The organism is Sphingomonas natans (assembly GCF_030546695.1).
Lineage (GTDB): Bacteria > Pseudomonadota > Alphaproteobacteria > Sphingomonadales > Sphingomonadaceae > Sphingomonas_I > Sphingomonas_I natans.
On record NZ_JAUOTP010000010.1, the window covers coordinates 216402 to 224145 of the forward strand.

Sequence of the window (7744 nt, forward strand, 5' to 3'; positions counted from 1 at the left end):
CGGCCGGTTTCGCGTCATTTCGCGGGACCGGACCATTGTCTCAAACGAAAAAGGGCGCTCACCGGCCAAGCCGGGAGCGCCCTTCTCGTCGTCTGGCAATCGCTATCAGGCGAAGCGGACGCCGACCTTGCGACGGCGCATCGCCGCGCCGAGCAGGCCGAAGCCGCCGACCATCATCGCCCAGGTGGCGGGCTCGGGCACGGCGGCGAGGGGGCCGACGTTGATCGTCAGCGTGTCGTTCGCCGAGCTTGAGCTGAAGACATACGAGCCTGCCGTAAGATGGAGGCCGGCGATCGTCTGATTGAGGAACGTCGCCGTCCCGGCCAGCTGCGTACCCGAAATATAGTTTACGGGCACGTTGATGCCGTTCAGCCCATAGTTCAACCCGAACGCGTCGCCGGTGGCCGCCGAGGCGGACGTGAAGTTCGCGAACGTGCCAAGCGCCTTGCCGGTCAATCCGGTGAAGATGCTGATCGGCGCGGAAACGCCGACGTTCAGGCTGTAGGACGGGTTGACTCCGGGGCTGCTCTGGAAAGGCTGGCTAGGGCTGTACTGGGTAAGCCCGGCCGTGTTGAACGAACCCGATCCGGTGAAAATGACCGACGTGCCGACCTGGGCGACGTTGATGACGAGGGCCGCCTGCGCCGAGGCCGGCAGAACAACGGCGGCCAGAGCCGCCGCAAAGAAACGCTTCATGCTGATGTCCCCTTCCCGCGCTCCCTGCGCGGATATGCGCCGTTAACCGATCGCTAACCATTGTGTAAATGGATGAAAAGTTGCAGTTTTCTTACGCGCGATGGTGAAACGGCAGGGAAAGGCGTCATTGTCGCCCGAGGATCAGATCAATCCCGCCAGCGGGCTCGAGGGATCGGCGTAGCGGCGGCGCTGCATCCGTCCGGCGCGATAGGCCAAGCGGCCCGCCTCGACCGCGGCCTTCATCGCCGCCGCCATCAGCAGCGGATCCTTCGCCTCGGCGATCGCGGTGTTCATCAGCACGCCATCGCAGCCGAGTTCCATCGCCTCGGCCGCCTCGGATGCGGTGCCGACGCCCGCATCGACGAGCACGGGCACGGTCGCATTTTCCACGATCAGCCGGATGGTCACGGGATTTTGGATGCCGAGACCCGATCCGATCAGCGATCCGAGCGGCATGATCGCGACCGCGCCCGCATTCTCCAGCCGCTTCGCCGCGATCGGATCGTCGGCGCAATAGACCATCGGCAGGAAGCCTTCCTTGGCGAGGATCTCGGTCGCGCGCAGGGTCTCGATCATGTCGGGATAGAGCGTCCTCGCCTCGCCCAGCACCTCCAGCTTGACGAGATCCCAGCCACCCGCCTCGCGCGCCAGCCGCAGCGTGCGGATCGCGCTCTCGGCATCGAAGCAGCCGGCGGTGTTGGGCAGATAGGTGATGCGCTTGGGATCGATATAATCGGTCAGCATCGGCAAGTTCTTGTCGGCGATATTGACCCGCCGCACCGCGACCGTGACGATCTCCGCGCCCGAGGCGGCGACGGCGGCCGCATTCTGCGCGAAATCCTTGTATTTGCCCGTGCCCACGATCAGCCGCGAGCGGAAGGTCTTGCCGGCGACGCTCCACGTGTCCGCATCCACCGCCGGTGCGACATGGTCTCCCCCGCCCACGAAGTGCACGATCTCGAGCTCGTCACCGTCGTCGAGGACGACATCGGCCAGCGTCGAGCGCGGCACGATCTCGAGATTGCGCTCGACCGCGACCTTCGTCGGCTCAAGGCCGAGCTCGTTGGCGAGGCCCGCAATCGTCAGGCCGGCATTGACGCGGCGATGCTCGCCGTTGACGATGATGCTGATCGTACCGTCGCTGTGCATGAGGTGCTGATGTCCCGCTGGAGAGAGCGCGACTTAGGCGCTCCGGCCCTTGCTTTCAAATGGCGCGGAGCCGCTGGCGACGCTCAATGCTGGACGGATGCGGCAAGCTCTGACATTGCGCCCGGCCAAACGAGATGAGGTGGTCTTGATGACCGATATTACGAGGACAGCGATGCAGGTGGATCCCGCGCTTGTCCGCCAGCTCGCCGAGCTGCTCGATGATACGCGCCTAACTGAGATCGAAGTGCAGGACGGCGATCGCCGGATCCGCGTCGTCCGCAACGTCGCGGTGCCTGCGCCTGCCGCGCCGAACCTGGCGCAAGCCGCCCCTGCGGCGTCGGCTGCCGCCGCGCCCGCACCGGTGGCCGCCGCGGCGGTGGCGCCGGCCGAAAATCCCGGCACGGTCCGCTCGCCGATGGTCGGCACCTGCTACATGGCGGCCTCGCCCGAGGCGAAGAACTTCATCGCCGTCGGCCAGCAGGTCGCCGCCGGCGACACGCTGCTGATCGTCGAGGCGATGAAGGTGATGAACCCGATCGTCGCACCCAAGGCGGGCACCGTGACCGCGATCCTGATCGATAACGGCCAGCCGGTCGAATATGATCAGCCGCTCGTCGTCGTCGAGTAACGACGTGGCGAAGATCGAGAAGGTCCTGATCGCCAATCGCGGCGAGATCGCACTGCGCATCCATCGCGCCTGCCATGAGATGGGCATCCGCACGGTCGCGGCGCACTCCACCGCCGATGCGGACGCGATGCACGTGCGGCTCGCCGACGAGGCGGTCTGCATCGGGCCGCCGTCCGCGACCGAGAGCTACCTGAACGTCCCCAACATCATCTCGGCCGCCGAGATCTCCGGCGCGGACGCGATCCACCCGGGCTACGGCTTCCTCTCGGAGAATGCCAAGTTCGCCGAGATCGTCGAGGCGCACGACATCATCTGGATCGGGCCGAAGCCCGAACATATCCGGACGATGGGCGACAAGATCGAAGCCAAGCGCACCGCGGGCGCGCTCGGCCTGCCGCTGGTGCCGGGCTCGGACGGCCCGATCTCCGATCTGGCCGAGGCCAAGGCGATCGCCGCCGCGGCGGGCTATCCCGTGATCATCAAGGCGGCGTCGGGCGGCGGCGGACGCGGCATGAAGGTCTGCACGTCCGAGGACCAGCTCGAGACGCTGATGAACCAGGCCGGGACCGAGGCGAAGGCCGCGTTCGGCGACGCGACCGTCTATCTCGAAAAATATCTCGGCAATCCGCGCCACATCGAATTCCAGGTGTTCGGCGACGGCAAGGGCAATGCGATCCATCTCGGCGAGCGCGACTGCTCGATCCAGCGCCGTCACCAGAAGGTGATCGAGGAGGCCCCCTCCCCGGTCATCAGCCAGGCGCAGCGCGATCATATGGGCGGGATCGTCGCGCGGGCGATGGCGGCGATGCAGTATCGCGGCGCGGGCACGATCGAGTTCCTCTACGAGAATGAGGAATTCTACTTCATCGAGATGAACACCCGCCTGCAGGTGGAGCATCCGGTGACCGAGGCGATCACCGGGCTCGATCTCGTCCGCGAGCAGATCCGTATCGCCGAAGGCCATCCGCTGACGCTGCGCCAGGAAGACGTGATCTTCCGCGGCCATGCGATCGAATGCCGGATCAACGCCGAGGATGCGCGCACCTTCGCGCCCTCGCCCGGCATGGTGACGCAATATCATGCACCGGGCGGCATGAACGTCCGCGTCGATAGCGGGCTCTACGCCGGCTATCGGATCCCGCCTTATTACGACAGCATGATCGCCAAGCTGATCGTCTACGGGACGACGCGCAACGGCGCGCTGCGCCGTCTGCGCCGCGCGCTGGAGGAGTTCGTGATCGACGGCGTCAAGACGACGATCCCGCTGCATCAGGCGCTGGTGGAGGATCCCGAGTTCCTCGCGGGCGATTATTCGATCAAGTGGCTGGAGGAGTGGCTCGCGAGGCAGGAGCCTTGAGAGCGACGATCTGGCACAATCCGCGCTGCTCCAAGTCGCGCGAGGCGCTGGCGATCCTGGAGGCGGCCGGGGCCGACGTGACGATCGTCGAGTATCTGAAGGTGCCCCCCGGCGCCGAGGAGCTGGCGCGACTCTATGCCAAGGCGGGGATGACTGCGCGCGACGGGCTGCGGCTGGCCGAGCCCGAGGCCAAGCCGCTCAGGGATGCCGATGAGGCAAGGATCCTCGCGGCGATGGCGGCGAACCCCATCCTGATCGAACGGCCGCTGATCGAGACGGCCAAGGGCGTCAGGCTCGGCCGACCGCCCGAAAAGGTGCGCGAGATCCTGTAACCCTAACCTCCGCTCATCCTGAGGAGCCGCTGAGCTTGACGAAGCGGCATCTCGAAGGACGCGCGCAACGGTGACGTCCTTCGAGACGCGCCTTCGACTTCGCTCAGTCGCTCCTCAGGATGAGCGGTTCGGGTTGGCGATGCCCGCCCTCAAATATGCGGGCGATCGTCCTGCATCGGCTGGAGCTTGGCGTCCGGGTTCGGATCCAGCGGCGGCTGGTTCTGCAGGCGCGTCGCGGGGCGCACCGGCGGGCGCTCGTCTTCCTCGTCGGCGAGGCCCTTCTTGAAGCTTTTGATGCCCTTGGCGGCATCGCCCATGATGTCCGACAGGCGCCCCTTGCCGAACAGGAGCATGACCACGACCGCAAGGATCAGCCAATGCCAGATGCTCAAACCGCCCATCAGAAATCTCCCTAGAGCCTCTCACCGAGGTCCCGTCGCGGCTTTCTAGTCTCCCTCGTCGGGATTCGCCACCTCAAGCTGCTGCTCCAGCACCAGATCGATCGGATCGAGCAGGCCGGCCGCGCGCAGATCCTCGATCCCCGGCAGATCGCGGCGCGAAGCGAGGCCGAAATGGTCGAGGAAGGCGGGCGTCGTCGCGAAGGTCAGCGGCCGGCCCGGCACCTCGCGCCGCCCGGCCGGCCGGATCCAGCCCGCCTCCATCAGCGCATCGAGCGTGCCCTTCGAAATCTGGACGCCGCGGATCGCCTCGATCTCGGCGCGGCTGACCGGCTCGTGATAGGCGATGATCGCGAGCGTCTCGATGCCGGCGCGCGAAAGCTTGCGCGGCTCGCTCTTCTCGCGGCGCAGGATATGCGCGAGATCGGGCGCGGTCTGGAGGCGCCAGCGGCCGCCGCGCTCGACCAGTTCGATGCCGTGGCCCTCGTAGAGCGCGGCGAGGCGGGCGAGCGCAGGCTTTACATTCTCGATGCCGGTCGCGGCGGCGAGCCCGTGGGGGGTCATCGGCTCCTCGGCGGCGAAGAGCGTGGCTTCCAGCGCGCGGACTTCGATGTCGATCATAACGGGCATTCCTCCCCGGCACGGGGAGGGGGACCGCTCGCGAAGCGAGGGGTGGAGGGGGAGTTCGGCGCAGCGCGGCGCTGATTGAGAGCCCCCTCCACCATCCTGCGGATGGTCCCCCTCCCCGTTCCGGGGAGGAATTTTGGCGTCCCCCTCACGCCCGGCGTACCATCAGCGGCGCGAACGCCGCCTCCTGTCGCAGCGCCAGCCGCCCCTGCTTGGCCAGCTCCAGCGCCGCCACGAAGCTGGAGGCCACCGCCGAGCGGCGATAGGCCTCGTCCTCCGCTGGCGGCAGGAAGCTCGCCAGATCGGCCCAGTCGAGCTTCTGGCCGATCATCCGCGCGACCAGCTCCAGCGCCGCCTCCAGCGTCATCACCGGCCGGCGCGAGACGATGTGCATCGCCGGCACGCTGCGCGCCTTCAGCGCGCCATAGGCCGCGATCAGATCGAACAGGCTCGCCTCCCAGGCGGGTTTCTTGACGACGCGCAGGCCTTCGGGATCGCCGCGCGCGAAGACGTCGCGGCCGAGCCGGTCGCGCGCCATCAGCCGCGCGCCGGCCTCGCGCATCGCATCCAGCCGCTGGAGGCGGAGCTGCAGGCGCAGCGCGAGCTCCTCGGGGCTCGGTTCCACCTCCGGATCGCGCGGCAGCAGCAGCGCCGATTTGAGATAAGCGAGCCACGCGGCCATCACGAGATAATCGGCGGCCAGCTCCAGCTTCAGCGCGCGCGCCTCGGCGATGAAGGCCAGATATTGCTCGACGAGCGCAAGGATCGAGATCTGCTTGAGATCGACCTTCTGGTTACGCGCGAGCGTCAGCAGCAGATCGAGCGGCCCCTCCCACCCGTCGAGATCGAGCGTGAGCGTCTCGTCCTCGTCGCGCTTCAGGGTGAGATCGAACTGGTCGGTCATGAACCGCGCAGATTAGCCGGACATACGGGTGAGTCGAGACATGCTTCCCCTCCCGCCCGCGGGAGGGGATCGAGGGGCGGGCACCCGACGGCGATAGTGCAGGCCCACCCCAGCCCCTCCCGCAAGCGGGAGGGGAGAGGCTAGATCAATGCCAGAAACGCGTCCCGCTTGGCGATCAGTGCCTCGAACGGTTCGACCGTCGCCGCTTCCGCGATCGTCGCCATCGCGCGATCGAGGCGGATGCGCGCCTCGGCGGTGATGCCCGGGACCGCATCGGCGCAGGCGATCATCTCGGCCATGTCGCCCGAGCAATGCAGCGCGACGTCGCAGCCCGCCGCGATCACGCCCGCCGCGCGCTCGCCGAAATCGCCCTTGAGCGCCTTCATGCCGAGATCGTCGGACATGAGCAGGCCATCGAAGCCGATCCGGCCGCGGATGATGTCGCCGATCACCTTCGCTGACAGGCTCGCGCAATCGTCCGCGTCCCAGGCGGTGTAGACGACATGCGCGGTCATCGCCATCGGCGCGCCCTTCAGCCGCACGAAGGGAGCGAGATCGGTTTCCAGCTCTTCGGCGGGGGCATCGACGACGGGCAGTTCCAGATGACTGTCCGCCGTCGCCCGGCCGTGGCCCGGCACATGCTTGACGACGCCGACGACCCCGCCCGCGCGCAGCCCCTCGATCGTCGCCCGCCCCAAAGCCGCGACGCGCAGCGGCTCGGTGCCCAAAGCGCGATCGCCGATGATGTCGTGCGCGCCCGGCTGCCGCACGTCGAGCAAGGGCAGGCAATCGACGTTGACGCCGACCTCGCGGAGCATGAGCCCCAACGCGGTCGCATTGGCGCGCATCGCCTCGATCGCCGACATCGGCGCGACGTCGTAGAGCGCATCGAAGCGCGCGCCGGGCGGGAAGGCGGGCCATTCGGGCGGCTGCATCCGCGCGACGCGGCCGCCCTCCTGATCGATCAGGATCGGCACGTCGTCGCGGCCCGACAGCGTGCGCAACGAGTCGGTCAGCGCGCGCAGCTGGGCACGATCCGTCACGTTGCGGCGGAACAGGATGTAACCGGCGGGCGCCACGTCGGCGAAGAAGGCGCGCTCCTCGTCGGTGAGGATGGGGCCGGAGAGGCCGAGGATCAGGGGGGTCACTTCTGCGTCCTTTTCGAGCCTCGCGACGGCTAAACTCCGTTTGCTTCGAGCGAAGTTCGAGCTTGCCGAGAACGAAGTCGAGAAGGGTTCTCGACGGACGCTTCTCGACAGGCTCGAAGCTGCTCGAACCGAACGGATACGCGCGCTGGCTTCACTAATTAACGATGCTGCAGCTCTCACCCGCCACGCGCAACTGTGCGCACAGGCGCGCGCCGTTGGCGGCGCCCGAAGCGCGCAGCCGGTAGAGCGTCTTGTCGCCGCTCTCGACCGGGCTGATCGCGAGCCCCAGATCACGCAGCCCCGCGAATCGCGACGAGAGCGATTTCCACGCTTCCTTCGCCTTGGCCTCGCTGGAGAAGGCGCCGAGCTGGATCACGCCGCTTCCGCCCGCATTGGACGGCGCCGACGGCGCGGCGGGAACGGGCGCCTTCGGGATCGGCGCGGGCTTCGGCGCAGGGGGCGGCACGGCGGCGACCGGCGGCGTCGCCGGGAGCGCGGGCAGCGG

General features: G+C 67.8%; 10 protein-coding genes. 3 read left to right on the plus strand and 7 right to left on the minus strand.

The window, feature by feature from the left end:
- Window positions 1-105: 105 nt before the first annotated feature.
- Window positions 106-696, minus strand: a complete 591-nt coding sequence (locus Q4F19_RS19060) for a PEPxxWA-CTERM sorting domain-containing protein (RefSeq protein ID WP_303546045.1) — start codon at window positions 694-696, stop codon at window positions 106-108.
- Window positions 697-837: 141 nt separating this feature from the next.
- Entirely contained in the window at window positions 838-1845 is a 1008-nt protein-coding gene (thiS, locus tag Q4F19_RS19065) for a sulfur carrier protein ThiS (RefSeq protein ID WP_303546047.1), read from the minus strand.
- 148 nt (window positions 1846-1993) lie between these two features.
- On the opposite strand from thiS, the gene accB reads away from it, so the two are divergent.
- The 3 genes from accB to Q4F19_RS19080 are packed head-to-tail and all read left to right on the plus strand — an operon-like array spanning window position 1994 to window position 4162.
- Entirely contained in the window at window positions 1994-2473 is a 480-nt protein-coding gene (accB, locus tag Q4F19_RS19070; protein WP_303546049.1) for an acetyl-CoA carboxylase biotin carboxyl carrier protein, read from the plus strand.
- A gap of 4 nt (window positions 2474-2477) precedes the next feature.
- Window positions 2478-3830, plus strand: a complete 1353-nt coding sequence (accC, locus tag Q4F19_RS19075) for an acetyl-CoA carboxylase biotin carboxylase subunit (protein ID WP_303546051.1) — start codon at window positions 2478-2480, stop codon at window positions 3828-3830.
- Entirely contained in the window at window positions 3827-4162 is a 336-nt protein-coding gene (locus tag Q4F19_RS19080) for an arsenate reductase family protein (protein ID WP_303546053.1), read from the plus strand. The genes accC and Q4F19_RS19080 overlap by 4 nt, the downstream gene beginning before the upstream one ends.
- Before the next feature lie 149 nt (window positions 4163-4311).
- Here Q4F19_RS19080 and Q4F19_RS19085 read toward each other — a convergent pair whose 3' ends face one another.
- The 5 genes from Q4F19_RS19085 to Q4F19_RS19105 all read right to left on the minus strand — a co-directional run.
- Entirely contained in the window at window positions 4312-4563 is a 252-nt protein-coding gene (locus tag Q4F19_RS19085) for a twin-arginine translocase TatA/TatE family subunit (protein WP_303546055.1), read from the minus strand.
- Between the two features lie 45 nt (window positions 4564-4608).
- Entirely contained in the window at window positions 4609-5181 is a 573-nt protein-coding gene (gene scpB / locus Q4F19_RS19090; protein WP_303546057.1) for an SMC-Scp complex subunit ScpB, read from the minus strand.
- A 154-nt stretch (window positions 5182-5335) separates the two neighbouring features.
- Window positions 5336-6091: a segregation and condensation protein A gene (locus tag Q4F19_RS19095; protein ID WP_303546059.1), complete on the minus strand. Its 756-nt coding sequence runs from the start codon at window positions 6089-6091 to the stop codon at window positions 5336-5338.
- Window positions 6092-6231: 140 nt separating this feature from the next.
- Window positions 6232-7239, minus strand: a complete 1008-nt coding sequence (gene nagZ, locus Q4F19_RS19100) for a beta-N-acetylhexosaminidase (protein WP_303546061.1) — start codon at window positions 7237-7239, stop codon at window positions 6232-6234.
- 154 nt (window positions 7240-7393) lie between these two features.
- Window positions 7394-7744, minus strand: a 351-nt coding sequence (locus Q4F19_RS19105; RefSeq protein ID WP_303546063.1) for an SPOR domain-containing protein, incomplete at its 5' end; no start/stop codon positions are given.

Bases quoted from the DNA above. Each gene is read 5' to 3' on its own strand.
- Q4F19_RS19060 (WP_303546045.1), bottom strand. From the start codon at position 696: ATGAAGCGTTTCTTTGCGGCGGCTCTGGCCGCCGTTGTTCTGCCGGCC.
- thiS (WP_303546047.1), bottom strand. From the start codon at position 1,845: ATGCACAGCGACGGTACGATCAGCATCATCGTCAACGGCGAGCATCGC.
- accB (WP_303546049.1), top strand. From the start codon at position 1,994: ATGACCGATATTACGAGGACAGCGATGCAGGTGGATCCCGCGCTTGTC.
- Q4F19_RS19085 (WP_303546055.1), bottom strand. From the start codon at position 4,563: ATGGGCGGTTTGAGCATCTGGCATTGGCTGATCCTTGCGGTCGTGGTC.
- scpB (WP_303546057.1), bottom strand. From the start codon at position 5,181: ATGATCGACATCGAAGTCCGCGCGCTGGAAGCCACGCTCTTCGCCGCC.
- Q4F19_RS19095 (WP_303546059.1), bottom strand. From the start codon at position 6,091: ATGACCGACCAGTTCGATCTCACCCTGAAGCGCGACGAGGACGAGACG.